The sequence below is a fragment of the Nocardia mangyaensis genome (genome assembly GCF_001886715.1).
Classification (GTDB): domain Bacteria; phylum Actinomycetota; class Actinomycetes; order Mycobacteriales; family Mycobacteriaceae; genus Nocardia; species Nocardia mangyaensis.
In genome coordinates this window covers 4,460,749-4,477,284 of record NZ_CP018082.1, presented here as the reverse complement: position 1 = coordinate 4,477,284, position 16,536 = coordinate 4,460,749, and the positions used below count along the sequence as shown (strand labels likewise).

The window sequence follows — 16,536 nt, the reverse complement described above, 5'->3', positions numbered from 1 at the left end:
GGAGCCCGGCATGACCACGACCACCGCGCGGCGAAAGCCCGTCCGCAAGCCGACGAAAGCCGACCCTGTACCTGCCGTCCCGCCGGACGTCGAAGCCGCTGTCGCAGAAGAAGATCCGGAGAGCCTGCGCTGTCTCTACCGCGACATGCTGTTCATCCGCCGCTTCGAGGAGCGCACCGCCCAGAGCTACCAGCAGGCCAAGATCGGCGGCTACTGCCACCTCAATCTCGGCGAAGAAGCCACGGTTGTCGGCCTCGGCGCCGCGATGCGCCCCACCGACTACCTGTTCACCAACTATCGCGAACACGGCTACGCACTGGCCAAGGGTATCGAACCGGGTCGCGTGATGGCCGAGCTCTACGGCCGCACCACCGGCACGTCGAAGGGGTGGGGTGGTTCGATGCACATGTACGACACCGCGACCCGGCTGCTCGGCGGCTACGCCATCGTCGGTGGACAGGTTCCCCTTGCCATCGGCGCGGCGCTGGCCATCGACTACACCGACGGCGACGACGTCGTGGTGTGCCAGATGGGGGAGGGCACCACCAATATCGGCGCCTTCCACGAGTCGCTCAACATCGCGGCGCTGTGGCGGCTGCCGGTGGTGTTCCTGGTGATCAACAACCAGACTGGCATGGGGACCACGGTCGAGAAGTCCTCGGCTGAACCGGATCTGTGGAAACGCGCCGCCGCCTATCGCATGCGTGGTGAGCGGGTGGACGGCACCGATGTGCTCGCCGTGCGCGACCTGGCGAGCGAGCTCATCGAAGGCGCCCGCCGCAACGGCGAACCCGCACTGCTGGAAGCGGTGAGCTACCGGCTCAAGGGCCACTCGGTAGTCGACCCGGCCAAGTACCGCAGCACCGAAACAGTGGCCACGGTCCGCGAGCACGATCCGATCCTGCTGTGGCAGCAGCGTTTGCTCACCGCCGGGGTGCTGACCGACCAGGCGCTGGCCGAACTCGACCGCGAGGTGGCCGACGGTGTCGCCGCCGCCGTCGAATTCGCCGACGCGAGCCCACATCCGGAGCCGTCGAGCCTGTTCGACTACACCTACGCCACCCCCGTGCCGGGCGATTCCCGCCGCCTGCCCGCCGACCCGCTCTTCACCCACTGAGGACTCCCACTGTGTCTGTCATGACCTATCGCGAAGCGCTGCGCGAAACCCTGCGTGAAGAGATGCGACGCGACGACAATGTCTTTCTGATCGGTGAGGAGATCGGCGTCTTCGAAGGCTCCTACAAGATCACCGCCGGGCTGCTCAAGGAGTTCGGCGAGAAGCGGGTGCGCGACACTCCCATCGCCGAGGAAGGTTTCGTCGGCGCGGCGATCGGTGCCGCGATGCTCGGATTGCGCCCGGTCGTGGAGATCATGACGATCAACTTCTCGCTGCTGGCACTGGACCAGATCGTCAACCACGCCGCGAAGATCTACGGCATGTTCGGCGGGCAGACCAGCGTGCCCATGGTGATCCGGACTCCCGGTGGCGGCGGCCAGCAACTCGGGGCGACGCATTCGCAGAACATCGAGTTGTACTACGCCTTCGTACCCGGTCTGAAGGTCGTGGCACCGAGCACTCCCGCCGATGCGCGGGCCTTGCTCCAGGCGGCGATCGAGGACGACGACCCGGTGTTGTTCCTGGAGAACCTGTCGCTGTACAACACCAAAGGTGAAGTGCCCGAGGATCTTCCGCCCATCCAGATCGGCAAAGCCGCGGTCACCCGCACGGGCACCGATATCACGCTGATCGGCTACTCCCGCATGGCCACTGTCGCCAGTGAGGTTGCTGAACGCTGTGCCGGCGAGGGTATTTCGGTCGAGGTGATCGACTTGCGCAGCCTGCGCCCCTTGGATCGCGACACCATCGTGGCCTCCGTCCGCAAGACCGGGTGCGCGGTCATCGGCGAGGACGACTGGCTCACCTACGGCATCGGGGCGGAAATCGCGGCATCGATCTCCGATGGCGCTTTCGACTATCTCGACGCCCCCGTTCGCCGCGTCGCGATGGCGGAGGTTCCGCTGCCGTATGCCAAGCCACTGGAGAAGCTGGCGTTGCCGTCCGCGGAATCGCTCTACACCGCGGTGAAGGAAACTCTCGCCGCCGTCGGTAAGGAAATCAGCAATGCCTGACATCGTCATGCCCCGGCTCTCCGACACCATGGAAGACGGTGTCGTCTCCGTCTGGCTCAAGAAGGTCGGTGACCAGATCACCCGCGGTGAGATCGTCGCCGAAATCGAGACCGACAAGGCACTGATGGAGCTCGAAGCGTACGAGGACGGGATCCTCGAGTCGATCCTCGCCGAGCCGGGCGTTCGCGTCGCGATCGGTGAACCGATCGCGACGGTCGGTGACGGCACCGGATCGGTTGCGGCACCGACGAATGCGAACAGTGCCGTGCCGACGGTCGCGCCGACCGTTGAGGCGACTGCGCCAGCCGTTGCGTCACAGGATTCGCACGCCGACCTGCGCCGGACCAGGGTGGTCAAATCCTCGCCACTGGCCCGCAAGATAGCGCGCGAGCGGCAGGTCGATATCGACACCGTCGTCGGCACCGGTCCGGGCGGGCGAGTCACGAAACGCGACGTGGAGGCGGCGCACAGCAGCGAGCCCGACGCACCCGCCGACACCCGAGAGCTCTCGCGTGCGGCGAGTGCCGTTGCTGTACAACAGGTCGCGGGGTCCGGGGACTACGAGGAAGTCGCGCTGACGAACATCCAGCGTGTCTCGGCGACTCGACTCACCGAGAGCAAGCAGCAGGCACCGCACTTCTACGTCACCAGCGCGATCGACGTGACCGATTTGTTCGCCTTCCGGGCACAGATCAACGCGACGCTGGACGTCGGCAAGGTCAGTGTGAACGATCTGCTCGTCAAGGCGGTCGCCGTCGCCTTGCGTCAGGACGGTTCGATCAACGTCAGCTTCGCTGGTGACTCACTGTTGCGGCACAGGCAGATCCACATCGGCGTCGCGGTGGCGACACCGATGGGACTGCTCGTTCCGGTGATTCGTGACGCCGACCGTAAAAGCGTGTCCGAGATCGCGACCGAGAGCCGTGACAAGGCAACCCGCGCCCGTGACCGCAAGCTTCGTGCCGAGGAGATGTCGGGCGGCACCTTCACCATCTCCAACCTCGGCATGTTCGGCATCGAGCAATTCACCGCGGTCATCAACTCGCCCGAATCCGCGATTCTCGCGGTCGGCGCGGCAGCCGACGAACTACGTCTGGACAACGACGAAGTCGTCGCGCGCAAGATCCTGCGCGTGACCCTGTCCGCCGACCACCGTGCCATCGACGGCGCGCTCGCAGCCCAATTCCTCGCAACCTTGAAGGAGCTCGTCGAAAACCCCTTGCGGATTGTCGCGTAACGAATTCACCGGTCGCACTGTCTGGATCAGAAGCCGCGTGCTATCCATCCCTCGAGATGTGGCGCTTCGGTATCGATCGTCGTGGCCTCGCCGTGACCGGTATAGACGCTCGTGTGGCCGGGTAGCGTCAGCAGGCGATCACGAAGCGAGTCGATGATGGTGGGGAAATCGGAGAAGCTTCGCCCCGTCGCACCCGGCCCACCGGCAAACAAGGTATCGCCGGAGAACAGCGCGTCCGCCTCGGGCAGATGCAGGCAGACCGACCCGGGCGAGTGGCCGGGCGCGTGGATGACGTGAAGTTCGGTGCCCGCCACCGCGATCCGCTGTCCGTCGTGCAGTGACCAGTATTTGCTGTCCGGATGGGTGAGCTGCCAGAGCGGGTCGTCGCCGGGGTGGAGCAGCACCGGTGCGTAGACATCCTCGCCGAGTTGCGGTGCGAACGTCACGTGGTCGTTGTGTCCGTGGGTGCACACCACCGCGACGACATTGCGTCCGGCGATGGTGTCCATGATCGGCGTCGCCTCATGGGCGGCGTCGATGACGACGACCTCGTGGTCGTCACCGACGACCCACACATTGTTGTCGACTTCCCAACGGCCGCCGTCGAGTTCGAACACCCCCGACGTCACCACCCGGTCGATGCGCAGCGCGCCGCTCACAGCACGACAACCGAGCGCAGTACCCGGCCCTCGTGCATGGTGTGGAAGGCCTGCTCCACATCCTCGAGGGCGATGCGTTCGGAGACGAACCGCTCCAGCGGCAACCGGCCCTGCAGGTAGAGGTCGATCAGCATCGGGAAGTCGCGCTCGGGCAGGCAATCGCCGTACCAGGAGGATTTCAGGGATCCGCCGCGGGAGAAGAAGTCGATCAGCGGCATCTCCAGGCGCATATCAGGAGTGGGGACACCCACGAGGACGACAGTGCCGGCGAGGTCGCGGGCGTAGAACGCCTGACGCCAGGTCTCGGGCCTGCCCACCGCGTCGATGACCACATCCGCACCGAACCCGCCGGTGAGTTCTCGGACGGCGGCGACGGTGTCGGCGGTGGTGGCGTTCACGGTATGGGTGGCACCCAGCTCGCGGGCCCAGGCCAGCTTCTGCTCGTCGCGGTCCACGGCGATGATCGTGGATGCGCCCGCCAGCCGCGCGCCGACGATGGCGGCATCGCCGACACCGCCGCAGCCGATCACCGCGACCGAGTCGCCGCGGCCCACAGCGCCGGTGTTCACCGCGGCGCCGAGTCCGGCCATCACACCGCAGCCGATCAAGCCCGCGACGGCGGGGTCGGCGGCGGGGTCGACCTTGGTGCACTGTCCGGCGTGGACGAGTGTCTTGTCGGCGAACGCGCCGATGCCGAGCGCGGGGGTCAGCTCGGTGCCGTCGGTGAGCGTCATCTTCTGCGTGGCGTTGAAGGTGTCGAAACAGTACTGCGGCCGGCCGCGTTTGCAGGCCCGGCATCGCCCGCACACCGCCCGCCAGTTCAGGACGACGAAGTCGCCGACTTCGACGGAATCGACACCCGCGCCGACACTTTCGACGGTGCCCGCGGCCTCGTGGCCGAGCAGGAACGGGAACTGGTCGTTGATGCCGCCCTCGCGGTAGGTCAGGTCGGTGTGGCACACCCCGCACGCCGCGACCGCGACGACGACCTCGCCCGGCCCCGGATCGGGGATGACGATGTCGGTCAGTTCGACCGGGGCGCCCGGCTTCCTGGCGATGATTCCGCGAACCTGCTGCGGCATGGGTGTGAACCTCCGAGGGTGATGAGTGAACAGCGATACGGGTATGCGCGCTGCGCATCGACGCTAGCTCGACAGTTTGGCGGAAGAACCTGGTCGGAAGGCGGGCGAAACCTAGCCCTCCGGTGAGGTCCGGCCGGCCTGCCCGTCCTACAATCGGCGGCGTGTATGACCCGGCGAGATGTCAGTCGAAGGAAGTGCCGCTGCGGACTCTGCGGGAGGTGGTCGACGGTCCGCTGGTTGACATCGCGGCGCGGCTGTCACGGTGTCTGTCCGGGCACTGGCCACATCTGGCGCTGGTGATCTTCACCCGGGAATGTAGCGGTCGGCCGCGCAAGGTCGCGGGACCGGCCGAGATCGTCGACCGGATCGCCATCGCCGAACTCGAGGCGCTGAAGGCCACCGTCGAGCCCGGCGACTCCCGCGCCGACGAGGTGGTGCTCGCTGGTGCCCGGCGATGGGTGTGGGTGGTCCGTGACCGCTGTGACACGCTGCTGGTATTGATGCCACGCCAGCGCGAACCGGTGCCGCTTCAACATGAACTCGTAGCCGTTTTCGGCATGGTGGCGACATCGATCAGTCAGCAGGTGGCACAAGCCAGCCCCGACTATCTCGCCGAATCCCGGGCCGCGTCGGCAGCCAGAGCGCGGGCGATCAGCGAGCTGACCGCAGCGCACGAGGCGGTGCTCGCAGGTCTGCTGGTCACGCTGCGTGCGCCCGGTCTCGACGACGCGCAGGCCAGAGCCGCCGCGACCTCGGCAGCGTCAGTGGCGTTGATCGCGCTGCGATCCGGCGAAGCCTCCGATCGCACACTGTCGGAAGAACCGCCCGCGGCGGCGTTCGAACGGTTGCATCGCGAGCTGGAGCCGCTGCTGCACCGCCGGACGATCACCGCGGAGTTCGACGCGCCGCCCGTCGACGGGCGGCGACTACCGGGCGAGATCGCCCACGGTGCCCGGGCCATGACCCAGTCCGCGGTACTGGTCTTCACGGCACAACCCGATCTCGAACGCCTGCGCATCGCCTGGACGTCCGACACGGACCGGCTGGTTGTCGACATCCGCGACAGCGCGGCCGGACAACTCGACACCGCCGCGCTGACCCGGAGTCTCGCGGGTCGGGCGCGGACGCTGCGCGCGGAGTTCGACATCGAGGTGGTAGCGGGTTGGGGGAGCCGGGTGCGCGTGCGGATACCGCTCGACCCGCCGGTCGCCGCCGTCGAACGGGCGGAATTGAGTGCGCTGAACCGGCGCGAACGTGAAGTGCTGGCCCGAGTGTCGGCCGGAATGCGGAACAAGGCGATCGCCGACGACCTCGGGATCGCGGAAAGCACGGTCAAGTTCCACGTCGCTGGTCTGTTGAAGAAGCTCGCCGTGTCGTCTCGCGGCGAGGCCGCTGTCATCGGAATTCGAACTGGACTCACCGCGAGCTTCGATTCAGCCCAGCCGTGATACCAGGTCGAACCCCGAGGCTCAGACGGCCTGTGTGTCGCTGCGAGCCGCCCCGAGAGCTGAAGTGAGACGTTGTGCTTCGCGAGAGGCGTCGGTCGGCGCGATCCCTGCCCGCAACCCAGCCAGTTTGGCATTGATGTTCTCGGCGACAGTGATCGGCGAGTACTCAGGACGGTCGGTCCGCGCACATCCGGGCAGTGTTTCGATGACCGCGTCGAAGTTGCCGTCGAAGAAGAACGCCGCCGATCGCCGACGAATGATGCGACCGTCGACGATCGGCGGGTCGACGCGGTGAATCGTCGAGACCCATCGGTCATTTGTCCATCGCGCCATGGCATCTCCGAGATTGACGATCAGGGCGCCATCCGCGGGTTGCACATCCTGCCACACACCGTCCGGATCCAGAATCTGTAGTCCAGGCACCTGATCAGCCCACAGAATCGTCAGAATTCCGAAATCGGTGTGCGCCCCCATCCCGGTCAACTCACCCGCGAGTTCGATCTCTCCTTCGGGAAGTGCGTAGTTGTTCAGGTTCAGCACGTCGATCGAATGATCCACCAGGTCGTCGAAGTAGTCGGTGGGAAGCCCGAGGCCATCGGTGAAGCCACGCAACAGCTTTCGGGACACATCCCGTGCGTGGCCGAACCATTCTTCCACCCCGGGCCGGAAAGCGGGCACGACATCATCGGGCCACAGGTTCTCCGGGTAACTGGACTCCGGCAGATTCAATCGCTGCGGGTACGACGAGCGGCCGGCACCGACGGTGAATGCCTCGAAATAGTCGTTCATCTGGTTGGCGTTCGCCACTCCGAGGCTCATGCTCAACGACTCGCTCTTCGGGGGGCTGTAGCCGCGGTTCTCACCTGCGCGCGGCATATAGCTCTTTTTGACACCCAATGGCAGCGCATAGAACGCGTCGAACGCCTCAGTGAGCCCCTCGACCGCAGCCGCTGGAACGCCATGGCCGACGATCTGCATGAAACCGACTGTGGTAGCAGCCTCGTCGAGCGCACGCGCGACCTCGGCGCGCTGCGCGGCTGTGCTCTGCGGATCGACATAGGCGGAGATGTCGATGACCGGAACGTTGAACATACTGTCCTCCTGACAAAGAAATGGATTCGAGGATGCGCGATCGACTCTCCTCGGTCGATGACACAAAGGCGCCTGCGCGTCGCCGGACCGGCGAGTCAGACGTCCAGCCCGGCGAGCTCTTTGGTCAGCGCGTCCTCGTCTACGCGTGTGCTCCTACCATCGCGGAATACCACCTCACCGTCGACCAGGACAGAGTCGACGATTGCCGCGCTACCGGCGGTGAGGATCATCGCGCCCGCGTCGCGCACCGGTAGGGTCGCGTAATCACGGTCGAATCGAACAACGGTGAGATCCGCTGGCGCACCGATGGTTACGCCGCCCTTGACCGTCGGCAACCCGAGGTTCCCATTGGCGCCTCCGCACGCGATGTCGACCATTTCGGCGAATCCCATAATATCCGCCCGTTTGTGTGCTACCCGCTGAAGATAGGACCCGATCCGGAATGCCTGGAACATATCCTGGGTGTCGTTGCTCGCTGCTCCGTCGACGCCGAGACCGACATTCATCCCTCGCTCCAACATGGCGGGGACGGGGGCGACTCCACTGCCCATCCGCATGTTGCAGACGGGGTTGTATGCCACCGCGACGCCGCGTTCGGACAGTAGCTCCTGCCCCGGACCGTCCAGCTCGACGCAGTGCACGGCCAGCAGCCTCGGCCAGAGAAACCCGGCGGTGTCGAGGAATTCGACCGCACCCTTCCCCACGTGCTCTCTGCACATGACGTCATCGACACTCGTCTCGAGGAGATGAATCATCACCGGAATGTCATGGCTGTCCGCGTACTCGCGCGTAGCCGCCAACCCTTGCACGGAGATCGATCGGGGATTGGGCACCGCGAGAGCCAAGGAGATCGTCGACCCAGCGGTCAGTTCGATCAGTTCGGTCACGTGGTCGAGCACATCGTCGATCGGCGACAACAAGGCCGGCTCGAAACCCCAGCGACGGGACGCATCGGCGCGATCGGCGATGCCCCGGCCCAATACCGCACGTATTCCAGTGTCGCGCAGCCCTCTTACGACCGCTTGGTGTACCTCGGATGACGGCGACGGCCACATATGTTCGACCACGGTTGTCGTTCCCGACCGCAACAACTCCAAGGCTGCGGATACCGTTGCCAAGTACGCGCGCTCCGGGGTGATCCGGACGGTCTCGGTGCCGATCAGCTGTAACCATTCGAGCAGACCTGTGTTCTCGGCCATACCGCGCATGAGTGATTGCTGCAGATGAGTGTGCGCGTTGACGAAACCCGGTATCACGTGCCGGGTTTCGGAGCCGCGCACGGCGGCTGGAACAATGTCCGTGACAATGCCGCCAACGATGTGAATATCACTGTGCTCGCGCCATTTTCCGCCTGTGAACACTGAAACGTCGGATAGTACGTCCGTTGTCTTGATCGCTGAGATCATCTGCGTGAAACCTTCTGAGGCGAAGAGATCGGATGCGCTTTTCGACGTCTGCGACCTCACGCGGTCGAGACGGACGCGAACAAAAGGGCTCTTGCCTTTTGCTACATACGTTCTCGTGACTGTCAGAGTAGCGTGGATTTTGAACTCTGCGCTACCGACGGTTGTGGATTTTACACGCACGCAACAGCCTTGTGCAATGCCATTGCTGCGGAATGCCGCTGAGTCCAGAATTACGGGCCCTGATCTCCGATTCGCTGTCGACAGCCATGCGCGAGCAGGCCTCTACCGTGCAGACTGTGCCGTGGCCAGCCGCTGCGCTTCCCGTTCGGCATCCCTCGGTGCTACACCCTGCTTCATCCCGGCCAGCTTGGCGTTGATGTTCTCCGCGATGGTGATCGGCGGATACCCTGGCCGATCGGTGCCTGAGCAGCCCGGCAGGGTCTCGATGACTGCGTCGAAGTTGCCGTCGAAGAAGAACGCCGCCGAACGACGTCGGATGATCCTGCCGTCGACGACAGGCGGATCGACGCGGTGCATGGTCGACAACCAGCGGTCGTTGGTCCAACGCGCCATCGCGTCACCAAGGTTCACGATCAGCGCGCCCTCCTCGGGCTGCACGTCGTGCCACATGCCCGTGCGGTCGAGTACCTGCAGTCCGGGGACGCGGTCGGCCCAGAGGACGGTGAGGATGCCGAAATCGGTGTGCGCGCCCATCCCGGTGAGCTCACCAGCGAGTTCGATCTCCCCCTCCGGCAGGGTGTAGTTGTTCATCTTCAATGCGTCGATCGAATGATCGGTGAGGTCGTCGAAGTAGCCTGCGGGCAGACCGAGCGCGTCGGTGAACGCGTGCAGCAGAATCCGGGACAGGTGGCGTGTCTGCGTGAACCAGTGCTCGATGGCCGGCCTGAACTGCTCGACGGTGTCGTCGGGCCACGTGTTCGTGGGGTAGCTCACCACGGGCAACTCGTCGACTTCGTACCAAGAACCTTCCGAGCCCACGGTGAACGCCTCGTAGAAATCGTTCATCTGGTTGGCCGCGGCGACACCCAGGCTCATGCTGAGCGACTCGCTCTTGGGGGGGCTGTAACCTCGATTCTCTCCCTGACGTGCGTAGTTCTTCTTGACCTCGAGTGGTAGGTCGTAGAAGGCGTCGAGTGCCGCGGTGAGGCGGTCGATGGACTCCTGCGCGATGCCGTGCCCGACGACCTGCATGAAACCGACGTTGGTAGCGGCTTCGTCGAGTTGGCGAGCGACCTCGGCGCGCTGTGCCGGGGTGCTCGCCGGGTCGGCGTACGGCGAGATGTCGATGATCGGCACTGTGAACATGGCTGTTCCTTCATCTATTCGGCGAACTCGGATCCTGCCGTGTACCTGTCGGCGATCGGACCGTCGAGCCGCGTCCGTGCGTCAGGGTTGAACCCTCTGGTGTGAGTGCATGTAATGATCGAGCTTGTCGTGACGTTTCTATTCTTAATTGCATGTATTGCGATCGCGTATCCCCGCGTAAACAGTGCGTGACCTACCCGCGCATCGGATGGTGTCCACCGCTGGAGATCAGCATTAATGTGCATGTCACAGCCATTTTACTGCGGTTCAAGGCTCTGCGGGGCGCGGGGATGCGCACGACTCGCGCGGGCAAGAACCGGGACTTACAGTTACATGCAATTCGTTCGAGGGTCGATATCGTCGGCTCGCTCACCGTTTCCTGCGAGGAGAACATCATGTCCCGTCATCGGCCCCTTCCTCACCCATCGCCGCAGGTGAGAGCCTTCGCGCGTGCGACGATGACGGCGGCCACCGTCTCCGCATGCGTCGCCGCACTTGTCGGCTGCGCTGATTCGAGTTCGCCGTCGAGTTCCGCGCAGGCGCTGCCGCCCGCACCTGCGGAGTACAACCTCGCCTCGGTCTGTCCCGAGAACGTAGTGGTGCAGCTGCAGTGGCAACCCTCGTCGGATATGGCAGGCGTTATCGGCTTGATGGGCCCCGGTTACAGCGTGAACACGGATCAAAAGTCCGCTTCGGGCCCGCTCGTCTACGACGGCAAGGACACGGGGGTTCGCATTACTTTGCGTGCGGGCGGCCCCGCGATCGGATTCCAGTCGGTGCCGTCGGCGATGTATGTGGACGACAGCATCACTCTCGGATTGGTGCACGGCGACCAACTTGTGGCGGCCGGGACAAGGCAGCGTGTCGTCGCAGTTACCCCGCTACTGCAGTACAATCCGTCGATTCTGATGTGGGACAGTGCACAACATCCCGACTGGCGCACGATCGCTGACATCGGAAAGTCGGACGCGACCGTTGTCGTTTCCAAGGACCAGATCTTCCCGCAATGGCTCGTAGCCAAAGGACTTCTCAAACAAAGCCAGATCGATACAGGGTACGACGGTGCGCCTGCGCGTTTCGTCGGCGATCCGTCGATAGCCCAACAGGGATTCGCCAACTCGGAACCCTATGTCTACGAGCACAAGACGCCATCGTGGAACAAGCCGGTCGCGTATGCGATGGTGCATGACGCCGGTTACGACGTCTACGCGTCGAACGTCAGCGTGCGACCCGACAAATTGGAAGCACTGACACCGTGCCTGCAGAAACTCGTGCCGATGATCCAGCACACCGGCAAGAATTACGTGAACACGCCCGACGAAATCAACACGACCGTCACCGATTGGGTGGCGCAGGATGGTTCGTTCTATCCGTACAGCGTCGCCGAGGCGGCCTATTCGGCGCAGACTCTCAAAGACAAGAAGATTATCGCCCCAGACTCGGCAGGTGTGTGGGGCGGCTACGACATGGCGAAGGTGCAAAAGTCCATCGACGAGTTGATCCCGGTGCTCAACACGGGAGGGTCAGGTCTGCCCGCACGAATTTCCGCAACTGATCTGTATTCGACGCAGTTCATCGACGTGAACGTGCGGTAGGCAGCGCGAAACCCGCTCCGATGCACCGGCGCGCCCCGCCACCGAACGGCAGCCGGGTATTCGGCGCCACGCTGCCGTCGAGGAAGCGGCCGGGCCGGAACACCGCGTTCGGCTGGCGTCGGTTGATCGACGCCGATTACCTCGGCCCGGCGAGTACGCCTACCGAGGGCAATGGCGGCGACGGCTACCTGTGGTGGCTCAACGCCGGTGAGACCTATCGCGGTACCAAGGTCGCGATGCCCGGCCATCCCACCCGACCCGATCCATCGCGTCGGTGCCATCCCTGGTGGACATCACCACCAAGATGGTCGCCGCCTCCACCAACGTCCCTCGGCACCGCGATCGAGGTCGACGAAGACTCAGATCCAGCGCGAGTTGGATCGCGTCGCGCAGGACGACGACATCGGCGCCGAGTGGTGAAGGTCCGGAGAGGCTGTTGTGGAGCGTGGTCTGCGAATGGTCCTGCACCTGTTCGAGTTTCACGGAAAGGCTGGCGCCGATGCCGGACCCGGTGTCGCATGGCATAGTCCACGATCGGGTTGGGCGGTATTCGGTGACGAGCAGTTCGACCTCGTGAAGCATGGGGAACACCCAGTGGGGAAGGCGGGGCCTGATGTTTCAGGAGTCGCGAAGTTCGAGCTGGCGTGAGATAGCCGCTGCCGCGTCTTTCACCGCGGACTCGACCGCGCGGAGTTGGCCGCGGGGCACGCGGGCTGCGAGGGCGGCGACGCTGACCGCGGCGCAGACCGAACCCGCGGCATTTCGTACCGGTGCGGCCACGCCGAGGATGTGGGGGTCGAGTTCGCCCTGCGACACCGCGATTCCGGCTTTGCGGATGCGGGACAGTCGCGTGCGTAGCGCTGCGGGATCGGTGAGGGTCTTGGCGGTGAAACGTTCGAGCGGGGCCTGTTCCAGCACCGAGGTGACCTCGTCGGGGTCGGCCCAGGCCAGCAGGACTTCGGCCGCCGCACCCGCGTTGATCGGCAGGACCTGGCCGCGCTCGTAGGACAGTCGCACCGCGTGCTGGGCTTCGACGAGGTCGAGGCAGACCACCGAGCGACCGGAGCGGCGGGTCAGCAGCACTGTTTCGTCGACCTGCGCGGCCAGCTCCCGCATCACCGGCAACGCGGCGTCGGACAGCCCGAGGCCGGCGCGAGCGAGGCGGGCGAGTTGAAAGATCCTGGGCCCGAGGCGAAATCCGCCGGGAGTTTCCTCGATGAACCCGTTGCTGGACAGGCTCTGCAGGTAGCGGTAGCCGGTCGAGCGGGCGACACCGAGCCCGGCGGCGACCTCGGTGCCGGTCCATACCGGCTTGTCGGCGGAGAACAGCAGCAGGATGTCGAGGGCGCGATCGGCCGTGGAATTGCGTTCCCGGTAGGTGCTCGGCGCGGCGTTCCGTTCGGTCATACGCACACGCTAATCACTGTTTTGGGTCCTGTAAAGCAGGATGCATGTGCTGTTATATAGGATCATCCTGTGCGCCGAGTACTTCGGCCAGCGCGCGCAGGTCCGGCAGGGCCGCCGCGATGCGGGCGCGGGACTGCTCGCTCAGCGTCGCCAACGCATCGGAAACTCCGGCGTCGAGGCGGTCGGCGAGTTCTGTGCTCGCGGCGCGCATCTTGGCGGTGGGATGGAGTTGGATCACCCGGCCGTCGGTCGGGTCGGCGCGCCGGTCGAGAAATCCGTCTTTGGTCAGGTTCGAGACCAGCGTGCTGACATTGTTGGGCTGCATGCGCAGTGCCTCGGCGATCTCGCGGACGGTGATGCCGGGGCGGCTGTCGACGAGTTTGAGGACCTCCACCTGGGCCAGCGGTCGTGGATTCTCGCCACGGGGCGTTCCCTGACTCTGTCGGAGCGCTCGATGTAGCGTCCAGCTGGTTCGGGTGATCTCGGCCGGCAGGTCGCCGTGGTCGGTGGGAGGCACGCCCCAGTTTAGCTCTAGTGATAGATCTTCTCGGGCTGCTGTGTGTCCTGTATTACAGGATGGTGCTTTTGTAATACAGGACACACTCGTAGCGTGGCGGTCATGCCGATCGATTCCCTCGCCGCGGTGGCCCGTGCGGCCGCGGACAACTTCTCCTGGGAGAACGTCATCCTCGACGACCCCGGCCCGGGCGAGGTGCTGGTCCGCCTGGTCGCCGCCGGGGTCTGCCACACCGATCTCTCGGTCCTCGCAGGCCGGTTGCCGACGCCACTGCCCGCCGTTCTCGGACACGAAGGCGCCGGTGTGGTCGAAGCAGTGGGCGCTGGTGTCACCACCGCGGCGGTCGGTGACCGTGTGGTGTTGTCGTTCGCATCCTGCGGCGCGTGCGCTCGCTGCCGAACCGGGCGTCCCACTCAGTGCCCCACCTACTTTCCGCTCAACTTCGGAGCCCGTAGGCCTGATGGGACAACGCCGCTGCGGGATCGATCGGGGCAGCCGATCGGCGGATTGTTCTTCGGTCAGTCGTCGCTGGCGCAGTACGCGGTGGCGTCACAGCACAGTGTCGTGCCGGTGGTCGTCGAGGACGACGACGAACTGGCGGTGCTCGCCCCGATCGGATGCGGCATTCAAACGGGTGCGGGCGCAGTGCTCAATCTCCTTCGCCCGCAGCCGGGGTCGCGTGTCGCTGTAGTCGGGGCCGGGGCGGTCGGCCTGTCGGCGGTGATGGCCGCGCGGCTGTGCGGTGCGAGCGAGATCGTGGCCGTGGACCGGATTCCCGCGCGGCTCGGCCTGGCGCGCGAGCTCGGCGCCACCGCGACCACGACGGACGCGGGTGAACTACGCGACTTCGACTTCATCATCGAGACAACCGGGGTTGCGAGCTTGCTCGAGGGGGCACTTGGACAGATCCGGGCGGGCGGCACTGTCGCCATCGTCGGCGCGCCCGCGGCGGGAACCCGCGTCGCTGTCGACGTCAACGCCATGATCGACGGCCGGACCCTGCTCGGTGTCACCGAGGGCGGCAGCGATCGGATCACCTTCATCCCGGCACTGATCGAGCTGTATCGCGGCGGACGGCTGCCGCTGGATCGGCTCGTGCGCTTCTACCCACCGACCGAACTGCAACGCGCTGTCGACGACACGCGTGCCGGTATCACCGTCAAACCCGTCATCCGATTCGAGGCCCCATGACACTCCCACACGCCCGCAACCTCATCGACGGCCAATGGCGCGACGGCCACGCCGTCGGCGCCAGCCTCGACCCGGCCACCGGCCTGGTGTTGGGCACCTTCGCCGACGCGGGTGCGGTCACCGCCCGGGCGGCGATCGACGCCGCCCGGCGGGTATTCGACACCACGACGTGGTCGCAGGACCGGCACGCTCGGGCGACGGCGCTGTTCGCGCTCGCCGACGCGATGACGCTTCGCCGCGACGAACTCGTCGAGCTGCTGTCGCGGGAGAACGGGAAGAAGCTCGCCGATGCCGCCATGGAGGTCGACGCCACCATCCCCAAGCTGCGATACAACGCCGCCCTCGCCCTGACCGACAGCGGTCGGGCCGCGCAGCTGGCGCCGGGGATGTATTCGATGGCACTGCCCCAGCCCATCGGTGTCGCCGCGGTGATCGTGCCGTGGAATTCGCCGATCATCCTGGCGGTGCGCTCGTTCGCGCCCGCGCTGGCCGCGGGGTGCACCGTGGCGATGAAGATGCCCGCGCAAACCGCGTTGACCAACGGGCTGGTCTACGAACTCATCGCCGAGGCGTTTCCTGCCGGTGTGGTCAACGCGTTCACCGAGTCCGGCAATACCGGTGCGCCGGTACTGGTTTCGGACCCGAACACCGATGTGATCAGCTACACCGGCTCCACCGTGGTGGGGCGTGCCATCATGGCGGCTGCGGCGCCCGGCCTCAAACCGGTCTCCCTCGAACTCGGTGGCAAGTCGCCGATGATCGTTTTCGACGACGCCGACCTCGCCGCGGTCGTGCCGACGCTGACCGCCGCGATCACCACCTTCAGCGGTCAATTCTGTATGGCCGGTAGCCGAATTCTGGCGCAGCGCGGCATCGCCGACGAACTGCGTGAGTTGATGGCCGAGGCGATGACCCGGGTGAAGGTCGGTCCCGGCACCGATCCCGAGACCGACATGGGTCCGCTGATCGACCGGGCCGCAGCCGAGCGCGTGGACCGGCTGGTCGGCGAGGCGGCCAAATACGCGAAGGTACTGGTCCGTGGCGGACTGGTCGAGCCGACCGGGGCGAGCGCCTTCCTTCGCCCCGCCCTGATCGAAGTAGCCGACGTGACATCGCCGGTGGTGCAAGACGAGATCTTCGGTCCCGTAGCCACTTTCGAGATCTTCGATACCGAACTCGACGCGATCGAGCGAGCCAACGCCACCCAATACGGGCTGGCCGCCTCGATCTGGACGCGGGATGTCGACCGCCCCCTGCGGGTCGGACGCCGGATCGACGCGGGCACCGTATGGACCAATACCTGGGGCGTCGTCCACGACCAGATGGAGGAAGGCGGCTTCAAGCACAGCGGTGTGGGCAGGCTCAACGGCCGCCGCGCGATCGAGGAGTTCCAAGAAATCAAACACCTTGTCCACCAGGGCAACTGAGAACCATTCGAGCGAGGAA

Annotated in this window: 14 protein-coding genes and 1 pseudogene; 7 read left to right on the top strand and 8 right to left on the bottom strand. The window is 65.4% G+C overall.

Annotated elements, in window-relative coordinates; translation table 11 throughout:
• Positions 1–10: 10 nt before the first annotated feature.
• From pdhA to BOX37_RS20335, 3 genes are read left to right on the top strand one after another with little or no spacing between them, the layout of a single operon-like run.
• Entirely contained in the window at positions 11–1,117 is a 1,107-nt protein-coding gene (pdhA, locus tag BOX37_RS20345) for a pyruvate dehydrogenase (acetyl-transferring) E1 component subunit alpha (RefSeq protein ID WP_084759889.1), read from the top strand.
• Between the two features lie 20 nt (positions 1,118–1,137).
• Complete coding sequence (locus BOX37_RS20340; protein ID WP_206045688.1) at positions 1,138–2,130, top strand: alpha-ketoacid dehydrogenase subunit beta; 993 nt, start codon at positions 1,138–1,140, stop codon at positions 2,128–2,130.
• Entirely contained in the window at positions 2,123–3,367 is a 1,245-nt protein-coding gene (locus BOX37_RS20335; RefSeq protein ID WP_206045687.1) for a dihydrolipoamide acetyltransferase family protein, read from the top strand. The genes BOX37_RS20340 and BOX37_RS20335 overlap by 8 nt, the downstream gene beginning before the upstream one ends.
• Positions 3,368–3,393: 26 nt before the next feature.
• On the opposite strand, the gene BOX37_RS20330 is transcribed toward BOX37_RS20335, so the two are convergent.
• The gene (locus tag BOX37_RS20330) at positions 3,394–4,026 is read right to left on the bottom strand and encodes an MBL fold metallo-hydrolase (protein WP_071929050.1); all 633 of its coding nucleotides are present in this window, start codon (positions 4,024–4,026) and stop codon (positions 3,394–3,396) included.
• Positions 4,023–5,108 carry an S-(hydroxymethyl)mycothiol dehydrogenase gene (locus tag BOX37_RS20325; protein ID WP_071929049.1) on the bottom strand — a complete coding sequence of 362 codons (1,086 nt, stop codon included), beginning with the start codon at positions 5,106–5,108 and terminating at the stop codon, positions 4,023–4,025. Before BOX37_RS20325 ends, BOX37_RS20330 begins: the two co-directional genes overlap by 4 nt.
• A gap of 161 nt (positions 5,109–5,269) precedes the next feature.
• Here BOX37_RS20325 and BOX37_RS20320 point away from each other — a divergent pair, with 161 nt between their 5' ends.
• Entirely contained in the window at positions 5,270–6,556 is a 1,287-nt protein-coding gene (locus tag BOX37_RS20320) for a helix-turn-helix transcriptional regulator (protein ID WP_240504959.1), read from the top strand.
• Between the two features lie 21 nt (positions 6,557–6,577).
• Here BOX37_RS20320 and BOX37_RS20315 read toward each other — a convergent pair whose 3' ends face one another.
• The 3 genes from BOX37_RS20315 to BOX37_RS20305 form a co-directional block, all read right to left on the bottom strand.
• Positions 6,578–7,648 carry an isopenicillin N synthase family dioxygenase gene (locus BOX37_RS20315; RefSeq protein WP_071929047.1) on the bottom strand — a complete coding sequence of 357 codons (1,071 nt, stop codon included), beginning with the start codon at positions 7,646–7,648 and terminating at the stop codon, positions 6,578–6,580.
• 95 nt (positions 7,649–7,743) lie between these two features.
• Positions 7,744–9,054: an amidohydrolase family protein gene (locus BOX37_RS20310; protein WP_071931698.1), complete on the bottom strand. Its 1,311-nt coding sequence runs from the start codon at positions 9,052–9,054 to the stop codon at positions 7,744–7,746.
• Between the two features lie 282 nt (positions 9,055–9,336).
• Positions 9,337–10,380: an isopenicillin N synthase family dioxygenase gene (locus tag BOX37_RS20305; RefSeq protein WP_071929046.1), complete on the bottom strand. Its 1,044-nt coding sequence runs from the start codon at positions 10,378–10,380 to the stop codon at positions 9,337–9,339.
• A 458-nt stretch (positions 10,381–10,838) separates the two neighbouring features.
• Between BOX37_RS20305 and BOX37_RS20300 the strand changes: the two genes are divergently transcribed.
• Positions 10,839–11,975 (top strand): nitrate ABC transporter substrate-binding protein, encoded by a 1,137-nt coding sequence (locus tag BOX37_RS20300; RefSeq protein ID WP_240505434.1) that lies wholly within the window; start codon positions 10,839–10,841, stop codon positions 11,973–11,975.
• A 1-nt stretch (position 11,976) separates the two neighbouring features.
• Here the strand turns inward: BOX37_RS20300 and BOX37_RS34145 are convergent.
• The 3 genes and pseudogenes from BOX37_RS34145 to BOX37_RS20285 form a co-directional block, all read right to left on the bottom strand.
• Positions 11,977–12,075 (bottom strand): annotated as a pseudogene (locus tag BOX37_RS34145) (cytochrome P450); the annotation flags it as partial.
• 518 nt (positions 12,076–12,593) lie between these two features.
• The gene (locus BOX37_RS20290) at positions 12,594–13,382 is read right to left on the bottom strand and encodes an IclR family transcriptional regulator (protein WP_071929044.1); all 789 of its coding nucleotides are present in this window, start codon (positions 13,380–13,382) and stop codon (positions 12,594–12,596) included.
• 52 nt (positions 13,383–13,434) lie between these two features.
• Positions 13,435–13,899, bottom strand: a complete 465-nt coding sequence (locus tag BOX37_RS20285) for a MarR family winged helix-turn-helix transcriptional regulator (protein WP_156910467.1) — start codon at positions 13,897–13,899, stop codon at positions 13,435–13,437.
• A gap of 102 nt (positions 13,900–14,001) precedes the next feature.
• Between BOX37_RS20285 and BOX37_RS20280 the strand changes: the two genes are divergently transcribed.
• Positions 14,002–15,090, top strand: a complete 1,089-nt coding sequence (locus tag BOX37_RS20280) for an NAD(P)-dependent alcohol dehydrogenase (RefSeq protein ID WP_071931697.1) — start codon at positions 14,002–14,004, stop codon at positions 15,088–15,090.
• Entirely contained in the window at positions 15,087–16,517 is a 1,431-nt protein-coding gene (locus tag BOX37_RS20275) for an aldehyde dehydrogenase family protein (protein WP_071929043.1), read from the top strand. Before BOX37_RS20280 ends, BOX37_RS20275 begins: the two co-directional genes overlap by 4 nt.
• Positions 16,518–16,536 lie beyond the last annotated feature (19 nt).